Below are 16,127 nucleotides of genomic sequence, written 5' to 3' on the forward strand. Positions count from 1 at the left end.
CTTATCCAGCATTATTACCCTTGCTTTATTCTCGCACTCACTCTCGCTTCAGAATGGGCTTCTAGCCAATATTTTTGTAACACAGGATTATTAAGCCCAGATGCTGTGTCCGCTAAGTTCCAGGCACGTTTCCAGATCCCATCGGCTATCATATGCACCACGGCACTCTCAATGGCTTGGGCCACACAGAGACTCACTGGCTCATTTGAGGTATAACCAAGTTCAGATTCCAGCAGGTCTTGAGCATCGATAAACTTAAATACCCCAGCGGAAACCTCTTTAGACAATATTGACTTAGTCGTCGTCACACTACTGAGTAAACGCCCGGTTCGAATATCTACCGCTCTTAAGTTAACCGTGACCGTATCGACCCTAAACTTAGAATTAACGCCTATTCCTAGATATCTTGCACCGGCACCACCAGTTTTAATATTAGTGTCATAGGCGACAATGCCACCTTCCATCAAAATCTGTGCCGAGCTTAATTGAGGCAGTTGATTGGCTTCGCCTTTAAGACCTGCCCTGACAATTTTTCTCTCTGTGAGCAGGTTTTGTAAGCCTTCTCGCTCTACAGGAACAAACCAGCTTGAATCATTCAGCGCCTGGGCAAGAAATGCGGTACCACTCTGAGGAACTGCTGTGGAGAAGTTACTCGATGGTATGGCCTTATATTGTCCCGTTTGATCGCGAAAATCATAAACAGCGGCCAGCATACTGCCCTGAGGATGGGGTAAACCTATCAGATCATAGTAGGTATCACTCTTTGGCATCAGGCTCGATGAGGCTTCTATTCCTTCAAACTCACTGGTGTTGGTGCTAGAGCAAGCCGTCAAGAGTAACAAGGCTGCAGTGATTATTAACTTCTTCATGCTTAGCCTCCCGTCCCCGTATTAACCAATCCACCGACTTCTATCACTGTGGTTTCACCTGTGACTATGTCGGTAATATGTACTAATAAGGTACCATCTTCATTAACGACATTGATCTCAAAATCTGTTGTTTTAAGGTAACCTTCACCACCATTCGCCGCATCATTAAACAACTGACTCATCAAGCGAGACTCTAAGGAGTTGGCCATTCTTTCCAGTGCTGTAGGCGGCGTGTATCCTGAGCTGGTCTTATGATCATTTTGTACGGAAGCATTAGCTAAAAGGTATGAACCATTTAGATAACTGCCACCGAAATTGGGGTTTACAGGCGTATAGATCAATTGGGTTGCACCGACGGAAAAACCCATCAGGCTAAGTCCTATGCCAGTGCCCAGTAAGCTGAATTTATTCATTTTCGGTCCCTGTCTAAAATTCATCTGGAGCAAGATCAGGATTTAAGAATTGTGCCCAACTTGCCTGTTTCTTATTTTGCTTTAAAATTTGATTAACTCTGGAAGCAGCAGCTGCAGCCTGACCATCGATATTTCGACTCGCTGGCGATACCACTGTGATATATATTGGTTTTCTATTATGAAAAATGGTGACTTTACTGCCGCTTCGAGCCGTAGCACGCTCGACAATACTCAAGCCTGAATGAGATGACATTCCGCCTATATCTCTGTATGCAGAGACAAATTCGCGGTAAAAACGATGGCCAACCCGGGTCATCGCCCTGTTTAAGATCAAGCCATCGACAAGATCGGCCTCTCGCTTTGGCTTTGCATCACTGATATTTTGAGTTTCAAGCGCTGGTGTCGATTTAACTTCTGCTTTAGATAGCTCCCCCGCCGAAACGATAAAGACCATATTGAACAGCAATAAACATAAAACCATTCGCTTCACAGATGAACCTCGTGAAGATGAGTCTGTGACCAGGCAATTGCTTGTCCACGACTGGAAACGCCTATTTTTCTAAACGCTCGATAGAGGTGAGTTTTAATGGTGCTCTCACTGACAAATAACTGATTAGCTATATCCACATTAGTGCTACCACTGAGCAGCGCCTGTAGGACTTCTCTTTCTCGAATGGTAAGGTTATCGCTGCCTTCCATATGAGATTGGTCATCACCACTGTTGTGGACTAACTCAGCCGGGATAACAGATTTCCCACGCAAGATGTTGCCTAAGCCTTGTCCTACGTCTTCTAATGAAGCATCACAATAAAAAATACCAGCTGTCACCGTGGGATGAATAAGAAAGCGCGCATCGATCTGTCTAGGGTAGTGTAAGAATACGACTCTCGAGACGTATTCTTTCTCGATGTGTCGCTGAATTTGATATGCTTTTTGTACATCAACCGTGGCTAGGTCAATGACGACGAGTGACAAGCTACCTTCTTTAAGCTCAAGCTCAACGTTTTCTGGTGTAGCCTTGACTAACTTAACCAAAAACTCTTGCGGCCAACGTGTATCCAGAAGATCGGCAAGTAATTGAGAACGCGAAACAACAATCCAATTTATGACTTTAAACATACAGCTGACTCCATGTCGTAATATTCACTGCGCCAGAGGCCTTGGAAATAACAATTAAGCTACACTAGCGTGCCGAATGTATCTATCACTTTTCAATCTGTATCGGTTAAAAGGGTGCTAAGCACCCTTTTAACCTTATACATTTACTCTGGCACGCTAGCTTGCATGATAGTCACCTGGTTATAAGAACCATGACTTGTCACGTTCGCCGTGTTGTATGCGTCATACTGGCTCACGCTCACCATGTTGCCGGCTCCGCCTTCAACATAGACATCAGTTACGTGATTATTACCATATTGAACCACATCGATATCGTTACCAGCTCCACTATAGGACTCAACAGTCGCGCTGTTAAACTCACCAGTCTGTGCGATATCAATTTGCGAACCATTATCGGCAGCGTCTGCATAAGCTAAGTTTTCAGTACCAGTTTGAGTGATATTGAGGACGTTATCATTACCATAAGTTCCCGCACCTAAGTCATCACCATACCAATTACTGGCGGTGTCACTGTTAGTTACTCGGTTACCTGTACCTGTCTGAACGATAGTAATTTCACTGGCATTACCACCTTGAGATGCTGCACCCGCATAGTTATCACTACCTGTTTGAGACACGCTGATGCTATTACCGAAACTTGAATCCGCTTGGTCAATCAGAACTGTGTTTGAATTTCCTGTTTGAGCCACGACAGCACTGTCATTGGTACCGGCTTGATTGATAGTGGCAGTATTACCTGTACCTTCAAGGCTTCCGCTTTGAGTTAAGGTTAGCGAGTTACTCGCGCCACTTTGATTAACCTGGGCAAGGTTAGATAAATCATTTTGAGTGATATTAGCCGTCTGCTCATCACCTGCTTGAGTGACTGTAGCATCGTTAAGTGAACCCGTTTGCAATACAGTCGCTGTGCTACCAAAACTTGTCTGCGCCACAGTCGCTGAATTTTCGGCTCCAGTTTGATCTACATCGGCAGTGTTTTCATCACCAGTTTGCTCTACACCAGCTAAGTTGTCAGCCGCACTCTGGTTAACGTTAGCAATGTTCAAAGAACCGTCTTGATTAATATCTGCTAGGTTGTTAATTGCAGACTGAGTAACGTAAGCCTCGTTAGCTTCACCAGCTGAATAAACAATAGCTTCATTTCGTTTAGCTGATTGTGTCACTTGGGCTATGTTAAGGTCACCGACTTGTGTCACATCGGCTGTATTACGCCTTGCTGACTGAGTCACTCCGGCGTCATTACTGTTACCGGTTTGTGCAAGCATAGCGGCATTACGCTTAGCCGATTGGTTAATATCACCCGTATTTGAATTGCCAGTTTGGTCCACAGAAGCTAAGTTTCGTGCAGCTGTCTGACTCACATTGGCATCGTTACTATTACCAACTTGGCTAACGCTAGCACTGTTTTTCTGTGCAAACTGCTCTATGTTGCCGGTGTTTTCATTGCCTGTCTGAACCAGATCGGCGCGAGTTGAATCTGTGCCACCATCATGTTCATAATTGCCGGTATTCTGCAGAATATTACCATCGTTACCTGCACCCGACTGAGTTAACTCGGCGGCGGCTGCATCTGAACTATCTTGTGAAATGTATGCACTGTTATCGGCACCGGTATTCTGCACGATTGTGGCATTAGCAAAGTCAGACCAACGGTTGTTAATTTCAGCCGTATCACCATTGCCATTTTGAGTGATTGCAGAGATGGCACCATCTGCATTATTCTGGGTAACGGTAGCGGAATTATCATCGCCATTTTGAGCAACTGATGCTAATGCCGACTGCTGATTATTTAGCTTCTGCATAATAGTCGCATTATTATCATTGCCGATAGAATCTACAGTCGCTAACGCTGAAGACGTCGCATCTTGCTGATCTACGGTTGCCGTATTGCCATCGCCTTTTTGGTTAATACGAGCTTCAGTCTCTGTGGTTCTCACTTGAGTTGCTGTCGCTGTATTATTCGAACCTTCCTGGTTCACTAATACTTTGTTGTATGAACTCTCATTGGTTTGAATCACTGTAGCCGTGTTTTGCACACCACCCAGTTGAGTCACTTCCGCTAAGTTATGAGTGCTATCTTCTGCGTAAACGCTTGTAGATGTTAAAAGTGCAGCTGATACAACAAGTGCGATTTTGGTCTGATTCATTTTTTATTTTTCCCTTTCCCTAGTTAGATGCATGACCCTGAGTAATGACAGCCGTTTGCGAACTGCCCCACTGAGCCACACTGACTACATGCCCGGAACCATTTTGCTGGATCCAAACTGAGTTCTCATATCCTGTTTGATGTATATAGGCCTGATTACCATACCCATTTTGAGTAACATCTATGTCCAGAGCCGTACCGAGTTGACTGGCTATAACCAGATTGCCATAACCCGTTTGCTGTATACTCGCTTCGATATCAGAGCCTGATTGCAATAGTAAAATGTCATTGCTGGCCCCTTGTTGATTAGCAATGAGTGATGTGTTGTAACCCGTTTGTGCTAGGTATAACTCATTGCTTATGCCTTGCTGACTTATGTTCGCAGAATGCGCGTCTCCTACCTGGCTCACCGAAGCTAAGTTTCCTGCTCCTGAGAGTTCATCGAAGCTACTAATATCTTCATCTGCATAGGCCGCTGAAGAAAGAAGTACCCCGGTTATCACTAGGAGTTTTCCCCAATGATTTAACAAACTCATTTTGCTTTTTTCCATGTTTGTAGGCAACATCTTGCATCCTGTCAAGCCAGTCAAAATATTGACGTTAGTATGTCGTTAACAGGAGGTAACATCATCATCCAAAAGTATGAAGCCTGACGGTAAAACAAGCTATTATGTACACCAGACTAATACCTTTATACTAACCATAAGTAAGTATGCATTAGTTCTTAAACGCCTAAAAAAAGACAAGCGGCTTCATTTTAAATATTATTTATCATTAAAAACAAAGAGTAGGAAGCAATGCTAACGCATGGGTTACTTTTGTTGCGGGATTTTTAAGCTTGTTACATTAAGGATTGATGAATTACTCCTGAAATAGCGATAAGTAACATATCTATAAACAATAACGACACCTAGCCTTAGGAAATATTCCATAAAAAAAAGGGGCCTAAGCCCCTTTAAAACACTAAGATAAATTTATCTAGTTACATAGTTCCCTGAGTGACCGTTACAAGGTTATTAGAACCAGAGCTGGTGACGTTAGCCGTGTTATATGAATCTGTTTGAGTCACACTCACAGCGTTCATTGAGCCGCCAACAACATAGACATCAGCAAGGTGATGATCGCCAGTTTGGCTGACATAAAGATCATTGTCGCTACCGAACCATGATTCGACAGTCGCATCGTTAAACTCACCAGATTGAGCGATATCGACAGATGAATTATCATGAGATGCATCGGCGTAGGCTGTATTATCACTACCAGATTGGCTTATCACTAAGGTGTTATTGGCACCATAAGTACCAGCACCTATATCTGCTCCATAATAATTATTAGCATTCGCATTGTTCTTCACACTGTTGTTGGTACCAGCCTGCGTGATCGTAATGCTACTTCCACCACCGAGTTCAGTCGCGGCGCCGGCATAGTTCAAAGTACCAGATTGAGTCACTGAGATATTGTTATCATGACTACTGGTATTTTGAGCAATCACCACTTGGTTTGAATTACCATTTTGGCTCAAACTGGCTGTATCATTATCGCCATTTTGACTCACAGAAGCCGTATTACCAGTACCAAAATCACTTCCCTCTTGAGTCAAGGTTAGCCCATTACCTGAACCCGTTTGTGTCACATTGGCAAGGTTTGACAGATCATTCTGAGTTATATCCGCAGAGTGTCCAGTACCCGTTTGCATGACAGTCGAAGCATTTGACTCACCATTTTGTGTCACTGTCGCAAAGTTACCATCACCATTTTGCTCGACTGATGCCATATTGTGCATTGCATTTTGGTTGATAGTGGCATCATTTCCTTGGCCATCTTGGCTTAACGTTGCCAGCGTATCGTCGGTACCTAGGTCATGAGAAAAGTTCCCAGTTTCCTGGTTAATCGTTCCTGTGTTAGCGCCGCCAGTTTGGGTCAGACTTGCCGTTGCAGAATCAGAACTTTCCTGATAAATCGTTCCATGGTTATCAGAACCTGTATTCTGACTGATAGTCGCTGTGGCATTATCTGACCAGTGATTATTAATCGTTGCAGTATCACCACTCGAATTCTGGGTAATCGTCGACACAGCTCCATCGGCGTTATCTTGGACGATTGTCGCCGTATTCTCATCTCCAACCTGAATGATGGCAGCTGAGGCAGAGTCTGCATTATTAAGCTGTTGAGTAATATATGCTTTGTTTTCATTACCTATTGTATCGATACTCGCAGTCGATGTTTCGGTTGCATCCATCTGATCGACAGTACCTAGGTTATCATTACCAGTCTGACTAATTGTCGCCGTGGTATCTGAGGTTCTCGCCTGAGTAGCATGAGCCGCATTACCATTACCAACTTGATCTATGGTGGCAATATTATCAACACTTTCGTCTGTTTGCGTCACTGTGGCTAAGTTGGTATTACCCGCTTGATTCACTGTCGCTGTGTTATCTGTACTCGCAGCGTTCGCACCAAATGATGCAAATAGTGCAGCCGAAACTAATAGCGCAATTTTAGAATGTTTCATTCCCTGTTTTCCTTTTCTATAGCTTAGTTAAAGGCTGACAAAGCGTTATCACAAATTAGCGAACTCACAAGGTCATACCGAGTTGTTAATTTAGAGCCGAAATGCCTCTAAACATGTCCTACTGAAATCAATTATTGGCTCGATGATGAAACTCACTCCATTAGGCAGTAAAACGGACTGGGTTAAATTGTTATCGAGATTAATTGATGAGTATTATGAGGAGTAACTTGGACAACAACATCCACCGCTAGTATTAACAAGACTTAACCAAAGGGATCAATTTGACAGAAAAATATAGACTTTAGGATTATGACGGATGCAACTTTAGATGTAGGTATTTTGAGGTTTATCTGTCGATTTGGATGTTGTTGAGAATTGAGTTTGAACGGATATAAAAACCCTAAAGTATTTTAAGTCATTGTTTTTTACTTATTACAGCTGATTTAACCAGTTAAGCTTAGATCGGTACAGCCTCTGATTTTTAGCTTAGCAATAAGAGTAACGTACTCAAGCCAAACAATACTGAGACACCTTGCCAGAACCTCACGGGATCCCTCTCTAGTAATGAGCGCCCCACTTCAGGTTTATCCCAATTCACCAGTGGTTGATTAAGTTCATATAACAATTCACTGGTATCAACCTGGCGACTAACGGGGTCGAAGCTTAAGGCCTTCTTTAATGGTGGGTCCATCCACAAGGGAATAAGAGGATTGAGTTCATAGCTCGGGATATAAACCAGCTTGAGGTAATCTTGTTTGGTGCGACATTGTGCTAATTTTCCTTTAAAGGGCAACTTGCCGGTGAGCATTTCGAAGGTGATCACCGCCATGGAAAATAGGTCGGCTTTGTTGGTTACCCGATAGCCCAATACACTCTCGGGAGCGGAATAGTCTGCCGTACCTAAGATACTATCCCGTTGAAGTGGGGTGGCAATCTCGGCGATTCCCTTGATATGACAAGAGCCAAAATCGATAAGTTTAATCTGGCCCTCATAAGTCAGTAAAATATTATCGGGTTTAAGATCTTGGTGTATGGTTTCCTTACGATGAAACGCCCTCACCCCAGACTCTATCTGTTTTAACAGCGGCAAGACCTCCTGCACCGAAGCCTTAGGATTACGCGTTATCCAGGTACTCAATGACATGCCGTTGAGGTGCTCTGTAACATAGTAAAGCGCACTTTTGGCCCGGTCCCTGTCTAATAACTTGACCACATTCGGGCTATTTATCCTGTGGCCTATCCAACTCTCCAGCATAAAACGTTCTATATAGGCCGCGTCATCGAGATAATTAACCGATGGCGTCTTGATGCAACGCTTGTTGCCATCAGCGTCGGATGCCAGATATACCTGACTGCGCTGACTCTGGTGTAAAATCTGTTCAATCAGATAACCGTCTAACTTCATCCCCTCTGACAATGGAGGCGGAAACGGTAACTTAGATAGCCTCTGATAGAGGTCGTCGATATTTAACTTAGGCAATGTGTCTATGGACAGAAGCTGACAGCTGACATTATCTAAACTGCCCGCATCGATTGCCTGAGAGCACAATAACCTGCAAAACTCATCGTGATCGATTGCGGCATCTGACTCTGGTTTATACTCTGATTTATAATTTGAAGTAGACATAAACTCAGACAGTTTAACAGCCAAGTCTTGATCACAAATAACATCATGAATGCCGTCTGTGGTCAGCAGATAGAGATCGCCCCGCACTAACTCGAGCTTGCGATAATCCACGTCCAGTTTCACATCTAGACCTAATGCCCGTGCCAGATAGCGCTTGTCTTTGCCAAGTACTGTCACATGGTCCCGGCTCAGGCGCTCAAGCTTGCCGGCTCTGAATCGATAGGCTCTAGAATCACCAACATGGAGCAGATAAGCACTGCATGACTTAAAAATAAGGGCGGTAAAGGTACATACATAGCCCCGCTGGGCCTCACGATAATCCTGGCCTAGACCATAGAGCCAACGATTCAGTGCAGTGAGTACCTGAGAGCTAGATTTCTCGACGCTCCAGGTATCCGGCGTCGAATAATAATCAGAGATGAAATTACTGATGCTTATGCTGCTGGCTTTCTCTGCCGCTTCTGCGGCGCTCACCCCATCACAAATTACCGATACAGCCCCCTTAGTTGTCAGCATCAAGCCATCTGGGATACGAATGCCGATAGCATCTTCATTGGTGGATTTAGCACCTTGTGCAGAGCACTGACCCGCTCCAATTTCAAGCTCGCCATTCAAAGGTAGATCTCCATTTGAAGCAGGCTCCCTACCTAAGCTCGGCTCCTCACATAAAACAGGCTCAGGTTTAGAGGTTAAATCATCTTCAACCAGACTCTTACTCAATGACGCTGCGCTCGATGCTGACATAATACCCATTCCCTCTTTATGCTTAGTGCTTAGTTAATTGACACTGATTAAGGTCACTTCACCGTCCTCATTCACTTCGGCGATATGTCCCTTAGGCTCAGTAAGAAATAGCAGACTCACAAGGCCCAGCACAGCACTGGCTGCAATAACATAGAAGAAGATTTGCGTAGATACCATAGAGTAGACCGTCAGGAAAAATACTGCCCCAACATTGCCATAGGCTCCGGTCATGCCGGCAATCTGACCGGTCAATCGGCGCTTAATCAAGGGAACGGCAGCAAAGACAGCCCCTTCACCCCCTTGAACAAAGAAAGAACAAGTCATCACCATGATCACTGCCAAAGGTAACGCCCAATCTGAGGTGATCTGTGCCATACCAAGGTAACCCAGAGCCAGGCCTGCGGTCAAAATCATCAGGGTTGGCTTACGACCGAATCGATCACTTATCCAGCCACCGCCAGGGCGCGAGACCAGATTCATAAAGGCATAAGTGGAGGCCAACATGCCGGCCTGAGTCAGTCCAAGCTCGAAAGTTTCGGCAAAATACAGGGGCAACATAGACACCACGGCGAGCTCTGAACCAAAGGTCGAGAAATACAGCACATTTAATACCGCAACTTGCTTAAAGGGATAGCGCTCAAACTCGGGCACCGGACCCGCGAAAATATGCTTGTTCACCTGATAGGTTTGATACAAGTCGACCATTAACACAGCAACCAAGATGCCATAGATACCATAGACCTCCATCTGAGTGAACATGCCGACGCCAGCTGGTGATAGCTTCCAGCCGAGTAATGCTAAGGTGGCATACATGGGCAATTTCATCAGAACCAGCAGGGCTAAATCACCCTTACTTGTCACTTCCAGGGCGCCCGCCTTCTTGGGCTTAAAGTAGGTAGAACCCTTAGGCGTATCGGAAACATTGAAGTAATAAATAAAGGCGAACACAAAGCTCATCACACCCGTTAATCCTATTGCATATCTCCAGCCATTATCTCCACCAAAAGCGATAGCTATAACGGGCAAGGTAAACGCGGCGGCTGCCGAGCCAAAATTACCCCAACCACCATAGATCCCTTCGGCCGTTCCCAGCTCTTTGGCCGGAAACCATTCGCTCACCATACGAATACCGATAACAAATCCTGCACCGATAAAGCCAAGTAGGAAGCGCGCCAAGGCTAGCTGCTCGAAGGTTTCTCCTAGTGCGAACATGAAACAGGGAAAGCTACACAAGATTAGCAGCGCCGAATAGGTCAGTCTGGGGCCATATTTATCGGTCACCATGCCTATGATGATCCTCGCGGGGATCGTTAATGCCACATTCAGAATAAGCAGTGTTTTAATCTGCTCATTGGTTAATCCCAGACTCAGGGCAATGACCCCCATCAGTGGCGCGGCATTAAACCAAACCATAAAACTGACGAAGAAGGCCATCCAGCTGAGGTGCATTATTTTCATTTTCCCCGAGAAGGAGAAAATATTAAATTTATCAGAACTCATCATAACCGCCTTATACTAATGAATTATTACCAGAACTGTCATGGATGCTTTTCACGAGCACCTTGCCGGCTTCGCACTTGATCTGGTAGACCTCGACACTTAAGGACTCATCTTCGATACAAGAGCCATCTCGCAAACTGTAATGTTGTTTATACAGAGGCGATGCGACAAAAATATCCCCTTCGAGATCACAGATAAGCCCACGGGACAGTAGACTCACGCCGGTGGCTGGGTCGGTATTATCCAGAGCAAATAACCCTAGCTCACCTAAGTTAAAAATGGCGATGGCCCTGTCTTCAAACCAAGCCGCAACGCCGCCAAATTCAGGCAAGGCTTTTTCTTCACAAATATTGACCCAATTCATACTTCTTACTCCTTTAAGCCAATGGCCTTACTTAGATAATTCAACTAGCTCGACGTTTGGGGATGCATCACTGGGCAGATTAGTCACGGCAATCGTGCCTACTGAGCCCGCAGGGAAACGTTGTCCTCGGCTATAGCGATACTGATCTACATTCACTTGGGGCATTTTTTCAGGGTTAACGAATTCACTAAATCGAGATAAAAACTCAGGATTTTCCAGGCTGGTTCGCCACTCACACTGATAAGTCGAGACGACTTTCTCCATCTGAGTTTCCAGCTCTGCGGCAACTCCCAGACAATCATCTATGACCACAGATTTAAGATAATCCAAACCTCCCTCTAAAGACTCAAGCCACACGGAAGTGCGTTGCAAGCGTGCGGCAGTCTTGGCGTAGAAGATCAAAATACGGTCGATATAGGTCACCAAATCTGCTGTCGATAAGTCGGTTGCAAAAAGATCCCCATGACGAGGACGCATGCCTCCGTTGCCACCCACGAACAGGTTCCAGCCCTTGTCGCTGGCTATCACACCGATATCTTTACTCTGGGCCTCGGCACATTCTCGGGTACAGCCCGATACCGCAAATTTGATCTTATGTGGCGCACGTAGTCCCTTGTAGCGATTCTCTAGGTCTATGGCTAAACTGATTGAATCTTGGACACCATAGCGGCACCAAGTGCTGCCGACACAGGACTTAACCGTTCTTAAAGACTTGCCATAGGCATGGCCCGTCTCGAATCCCTGTTCAATCAATTCTTGCCATATCATGGGCAATTCAGAGAGCTGAGCCCCGAAGAGATCGATGCGTTGTCCACCGGTGATCTTGGTGTAGAGATCGTGGCGCTTAGCAATCTCGCCCAGGGCGATTAACTTGTCTGGGGTAATTTCGCCGCCGGCGATACGAGGCACCACAGAGTAAGAACCATCTTTCTGAAGATTGCCCAGATAGGCATCATTGGTGTCTTGCAGGTTGGCATGTTGAACCTTGAGTACATATTCGTTATCTAAGGTGGCAAATATCGAGGCGGCAACAGGTTTACAGATATCACAACCTAGAGCCACAGCGGCAGCTTCCCCCTTACCATGAGCCTTAATTAGGGTGGTAAAATCACCTATCTCCTCAACCTGACAAAGATGAAACAGCTCCTGTCTGTCGTATTCAAAATGACAACAGATCCCCTTCTCAGTCTCTAAGCCTTGCTCTTCCATGGTCTGAGTGATCACACTCTGAACCAAGGCGCTACAACCACCACAACCTGACGCTGCTTTAGTGCAGGCCTTCACTTCCGCCAGACTATGGGATCCAGCCTGAACGCTCGCGACTAGGTCTGCCTTAGTCACCTGATGACAGGAACAGATAATCGCGTTATCTTTCATCACGATACTGGCGCCTTCTTCGCGCTGTAGCAAGTCGACAGCGGGCCCTTCCAGCTCATCACCGGACAAGTATTGATTCAGCAGCAGATTGTAATCGCTGGCATCCCCCACCAAAACAGCGCCTTTGAGATAACGGCCTGATTCATCTAACCAGAGCTTCTTATAGGTACCGGCTTGATTATCGGTAAGCTCGACAAATTGTGCCTTATCAAACCCACGGCTCTCACCGATTGAAGCAACGTCCACCCCAAGCAACTTAAGCTTAGTGCTCATATCGGCGCCTTCGAACTTCACTAAGCTCGAAGATGTGTCAGCCTTGTTAGCACCAGCGTTAATATGAGATACCGCCGCCCTCGCCATCTGATAACCCGGCGCCACCAGCCCGAATATTCTCTGCTGCCAGAGGGCACACTCGCCTATGGCGTAAACATCATCGGCTGATGTTAAACAGAAATCATTTATGACTATGCCGCCACGCTCGCCCACTTCTATACCGCTTTGCCTGGCTAGACTGTCCTGGGGACGAATACCGGCAGAGAAGACAATCATGTCAGTTTCAAGATAGGTATCATCATTGAAATTCATCCGATGCAGCGCCGACTCACCGGCGACAATAGCCGTGGTCGCCTTGCTGGTATGCACAGATACACCCAAGTGCTCAATCTTGTGACGCAAAAGGTCACCCGCCTTATCATTGAGCTGTACTGGCATCAACTGAGATGCAAACTCAACAACATGAGTCTCTAAGCCTAAGGTCAATAAGGCATTGGCGGCTTCTAATCCCAGTAAGCCACCCCCTATCACCACTCCGGATGTGGATTTCTCGGCGGCTTGCTGTATCTGCTCTAGATCTTCTATGGTGCGATACACCATGCACTGGGGCCTGTCTTTACCCTCGATAGGTGGCACAAAAGGGTAAGAACCCGTAGCTAACACGAGTTTGTCATAAAACCAAAAATCGCCATCTTGGGTATGCAGGCATTTATTCTCGGTATCGAGCCCGGTCACCTCTTTACCCAAGTGTAAGGTCACTCCCTGTTTGGCGTAGATATCGACATTTGCCAGCATTAAACTAGCGGCACTGCCTGTCTCGAAATATTTAGACAGCTGCACCCTGTCATAGGCAGCGACTTGTTCACTGCCAAATACCACTATTTGAAAGTGTTCATTGAGTCCTTGATCGCAAAGCTGCTCTATAAAATGATGGCCAACCATGCCGTTACCCACGACGAGTAACCTAGGCTTACGCTCCAAATCTGTTTTTGCACAACCCATAACACACTCCCCATCTCTTTTTTAACCTGCGGAACTAACAAAAAGGCGCCATGCTCTCAAATGAGAACATGGCGCCATTGCCGATTAGATCCGAATTTTTATTTACTTATTGTCTTCTAGCTTACTACTTTATTACTTACTGCAGTGATTATGCCAACAAACTATCAGCGCCAAAGTGTTGATAATTAAAGAATTAAATAACTGGCTAGTAAAAGGGGAAATGAGTGAGCGCACAACCAAGGCGCTTCTGCACCATTTTGGGCGGAATTGAAATGATGAGAGTTGAAAGGTAACTGTAGATAAATGAAAGCTTAGCTTAATTTAGTTTAGGGGTAATTGTTGAACCAGCTGCTCAACAGAGATCCCGCTGTCCATCGCCTGTTTTTGCAAGAGTTTATGGGCTTGAGATTCACTCAATCCGTTTTGTTGAAGTCTTGCCTTCACCTTGGCCAGTAATTTTTGTGCCTCCAATGATGATTCTAATTGGAGGATCTTCTCTTGCTGCTCATTGGCCAGGCTGAACCTTAGTTTTGCCAGTTCTATGACCTGCTCTAGTCTAGCGGGATCAAACTCACCGGGTACGAATGTCACCCTGCCACATTCTAGTAATCTGGTCAGATCCTCAGCCTGCCAACACTTGGCATTCACCACCAGCGGAATGGGAGAGAATTGCATCAGGCGTAACAAGACGCCTAGATCCACATTGGATAATTCTGAGCAAAAATACAGCAGCAGATCACCATCAAGCCTAAGATGTATTCGTTCAATATCTCGTAAAAGACTCAATGAGATCACTTGCCCAGAAATAGCCGCTAAGGTTTTTTCAATGCTTTCTGCTGGTCCACTCGAGGGAGTCGAGGATAACGAACCCGTATTTGATGATGAGATAAGCTCTTTATTGGAAGCCCTAGTGTCCTTGAACTCCATGGCAGAAAATGAATTAAAACAGGTATAAATAGTCATCTCATCCTCCATGCCTGAATGGCTAACGATTGAGCTTGTGAAACGGATTGACACTTACCTTGCAGTAGGTAAATTGCCGACAATGTACTGATAACGCTCGCCTCGGCAATTTGTCCTAGCTTAGATGATGCTGATGACGAAAATGCTGAATGACTCTCATGGCGAGTGTCACTGGCCTCACCATGGTGCCAAATCTGACTCAATACCAAGCAAGCTTGCTGGGGTGAAAGTGCAAGCTCTGATGACAAGGTATTCATGCCAACAAAACCTTCGAGCCGAGTAGGAAGATAGATAACTTGGCTGGTATCCCCTGTTGCTATGGTCAACTCGGTGGATATCCTAGGATTAATTTCAGTTTCTCCCTGAACCCCTTTAAAAATACCGACTCGCCCTTTGAGTGCAAACGCTTGCTCGGCAGGATTTACAGCCGTGCTATCCATACTGTGATCCAACTTATTATCGAAATGATTATCAAAATTACGATGCAAGTTGTCATTATAAGGATCATCCGGCAGGCGAGCATCTAAACACGCACAGGCCATTAGCTTAGCGACCTTGCCATGCATCTTATCCAAACCTGGGTGAAAATAACTGCGCAGGCTAATAGGGGCATTGGCAGGATTTGTGCAGCGAATGGCAATCTGGAACAGACTTCTTAAACCTAGCTCTTGATGTAACTCGCGAAATTGCGCAACCAAGGGCGAGAAACTATCGGCATCGACATAACAAATCCCCACTGCATCTAATGCAGCTTTAGCCTCGTCAGGATTGCTCGCCTTAGGAATATTAAGTCCCTCAACATGAGCCGCTATATGATTTCTATGACTGAGTGATTTAGGATCTCCATGGAGTAACACCCGCTCACCTTGACTGGCTAACACTTTTGCAGCGAGTAATAGCCAGGGCAATAATTCACGTTTTCCGGCATAACAGGGCCAGTCGATGCTCACATCGAGATTAGACCACTGGGCACTCATGGTTGATTTAATTCCTAAAGCTGCTCCGGCAACTTCCTCACAGGTTTCTCCCCTCACCCGCATCAACATTAACGCCGCAGCGAGCTGCACCTTAGTGCCAATGCCGTCAGAGAATCCTCTAATAAGAAAATGCGCCTCACTGAGCGTCAATGAACGGGAACCTTTTGCACCTCGCCCTAATGTTTTTATTAACCCCTGATAGGCTTTCTTCATTGAGTCTACAGCCTCTTATTATTTCAAT

Annotated in this window: 13 protein-coding genes; all 13 read right to left on the reverse strand. The window is 45.5% G+C overall.

Annotation, left to right across the window (positions count from 1 at the left end):
• Positions 1-14: 14 nt before the first annotated feature.
• The 13 genes from SVI_RS12725 to SVI_RS20750 all read right to left on the reverse strand — a co-directional run bounded on the left by SVI_RS12725 (position 15) and on the right by SVI_RS20750 (position 16,099).
• The gene (locus tag SVI_RS12725; RefSeq protein ID WP_041419926.1) at positions 15-869 is read right to left on the reverse strand and encodes a CsgG/HfaB family protein; all 855 of its coding nucleotides are present in this window, start codon (positions 867-869) and stop codon (positions 15-17) included.
• Between the two features lie 2 nt (positions 870-871).
• A complete protein-coding gene (locus SVI_RS12730) occupies positions 872-1,282 on the reverse strand; it encodes a curli assembly protein CsgF (RefSeq protein ID WP_013051961.1) in 411 nt (136 codons plus the stop codon).
• A gap of 13 nt (positions 1,283-1,295) precedes the next feature.
• Complete coding sequence (locus SVI_RS12735; RefSeq protein ID WP_231847860.1) at positions 1,296-1,763, reverse strand: curli production assembly/transport protein CsgE; 468 nt, start codon at positions 1,761-1,763, stop codon at positions 1,296-1,298.
• A 5-nt stretch (positions 1,764-1,768) separates the two neighbouring features.
• Positions 1,769-2,401, reverse strand: a complete 633-nt coding sequence (locus SVI_RS12740; RefSeq protein WP_013051963.1) for a LuxR C-terminal-related transcriptional regulator — start codon at positions 2,399-2,401, stop codon at positions 1,769-1,771.
• 143 nt (positions 2,402-2,544) lie between these two features.
• Positions 2,545-4,548 (reverse strand): curlin, encoded by a 2,004-nt coding sequence (locus SVI_RS12745; RefSeq protein ID WP_013051964.1) that lies wholly within the window; start codon positions 4,546-4,548, stop codon positions 2,545-2,547.
• A gap of 19 nt (positions 4,549-4,567) precedes the next feature.
• On the reverse strand, positions 4,568-5,083 hold the full coding sequence (locus SVI_RS12750) for a curlin (RefSeq protein WP_231847721.1): 516 nt from the start codon (positions 5,081-5,083) through the stop codon (positions 4,568-4,570).
• 446 nt (positions 5,084-5,529) lie between these two features.
• Positions 5,530-7,059: a beta strand repeat-containing protein gene (locus SVI_RS12755; RefSeq protein WP_013051966.1), complete on the reverse strand. Its 1,530-nt coding sequence runs from the start codon at positions 7,057-7,059 to the stop codon at positions 5,530-5,532.
• Positions 7,060-7,540: 481 nt separating this feature from the next.
• Complete coding sequence (locus tag SVI_RS12760; protein ID WP_231847722.1) at positions 7,541-9,430, reverse strand: bifunctional protein-serine/threonine kinase/phosphatase; 1,890 nt, start codon at positions 9,428-9,430, stop codon at positions 7,541-7,543.
• Between the two features lie 33 nt (positions 9,431-9,463).
• A complete protein-coding gene (locus tag SVI_RS12765) occupies positions 9,464-10,930 on the reverse strand; it encodes a NarK family nitrate/nitrite MFS transporter (RefSeq protein WP_013051968.1) in 1,467 nt (488 codons plus the stop codon).
• A gap of 10 nt (positions 10,931-10,940) precedes the next feature.
• Positions 10,941-11,294 carry a nitrite reductase small subunit NirD gene (gene nirD, locus SVI_RS12770; protein WP_013051969.1) on the reverse strand — a complete coding sequence of 118 codons (354 nt, stop codon included), beginning with the start codon at positions 11,292-11,294 and terminating at the stop codon, positions 10,941-10,943.
• Positions 11,295-11,321: 27 nt separating this feature from the next.
• Positions 11,322-13,946: a nitrite reductase large subunit NirB gene (gene nirB / locus SVI_RS12775; protein WP_041419927.1), complete on the reverse strand. Its 2,625-nt coding sequence runs from the start codon at positions 13,944-13,946 to the stop codon at positions 11,322-11,324.
• Positions 13,947-14,267: 321 nt separating this feature from the next.
• Complete coding sequence (locus SVI_RS12780; protein WP_013051971.1) at positions 14,268-14,909, reverse strand: ANTAR domain-containing response regulator; 642 nt, start codon at positions 14,907-14,909, stop codon at positions 14,268-14,270.
• The gene (locus tag SVI_RS20750) at positions 14,906-16,099 is read right to left on the reverse strand and encodes a glycosyl transferase (protein WP_013051972.1); all 1,194 of its coding nucleotides are present in this window, start codon (positions 16,097-16,099) and stop codon (positions 14,906-14,908) included. The genes SVI_RS12780 and SVI_RS20750 overlap by 4 nt, the downstream gene beginning before the upstream one ends.
• Between the last annotated feature and the right edge of the window lie 28 nt (positions 16,100-16,127).

It is taken from the genome of Shewanella violacea DSS12 (assembly GCF_000091325.1).
GTDB lineage: Bacteria > Pseudomonadota > Gammaproteobacteria > Enterobacterales > Shewanellaceae > Shewanella > Shewanella violacea.

Coding starts and splice junctions, on each gene's coding strand:
- SVI_RS12735 (WP_231847860.1), bottom strand. CDS start 1,763: ATGGTTTTATGTTTATTGCTGTTCAATATGGTCTTTATCGTTTCGGCG.
- nirB (WP_041419927.1), bottom strand. CDS start 13,946: ATGGGTTGTGCAAAAACAGATTTGGAGCGTAAGCCTAGGTTACTCGTC.
- SVI_RS12760 (WP_231847722.1), bottom strand. CDS start 9,430: ATGTCAGCATCGAGCGCAGCGTCATTGAGTAAGAGTCTGGTTGAAGAT.
- SVI_RS12755 (WP_013051966.1), bottom strand. CDS start 7,059: ATGAAACATTCTAAAATTGCGCTATTAGTTTCGGCTGCACTATTTGCA.
- SVI_RS20750 (WP_013051972.1), bottom strand. CDS start 16,099: ATGAAGAAAGCCTATCAGGGGTTAATAAAAACATTAGGGCGAGGTGCA.
- SVI_RS12730 (WP_013051961.1), bottom strand. CDS start 1,282: ATGAATAAATTCAGCTTACTGGGCACTGGCATAGGACTTAGCCTGATG.
- SVI_RS12740 (WP_013051963.1), bottom strand. CDS start 2,401: ATGTTTAAAGTCATAAATTGGATTGTTGTTTCGCGTTCTCAATTACTT.
- SVI_RS12725 (WP_041419926.1), bottom strand. CDS start 869: ATGAAGAAGTTAATAATCACTGCAGCCTTGTTACTCTTGACGGCTTGC.
- SVI_RS12745 (WP_013051964.1), bottom strand. CDS start 4,548: ATGAATCAGACCAAAATCGCACTTGTTGTATCAGCTGCACTTTTAACA.
- SVI_RS12780 (WP_013051971.1), bottom strand. CDS start 14,909: ATGACTATTTATACCTGTTTTAATTCATTTTCTGCCATGGAGTTCAAG.
- SVI_RS12750 (WP_231847721.1), bottom strand. CDS start 5,083: ATGAGTTTGTTAAATCATTGGGGAAAACTCCTAGTGATAACCGGGGTA.
- SVI_RS12765 (WP_013051968.1), bottom strand. CDS start 10,930: ATGAGTTCTGATAAATTTAATATTTTCTCCTTCTCGGGGAAAATGAAA.
- nirD (WP_013051969.1), bottom strand. CDS start 11,294: ATGAATTGGGTCAATATTTGTGAAGAAAAAGCCTTGCCTGAATTTGGC.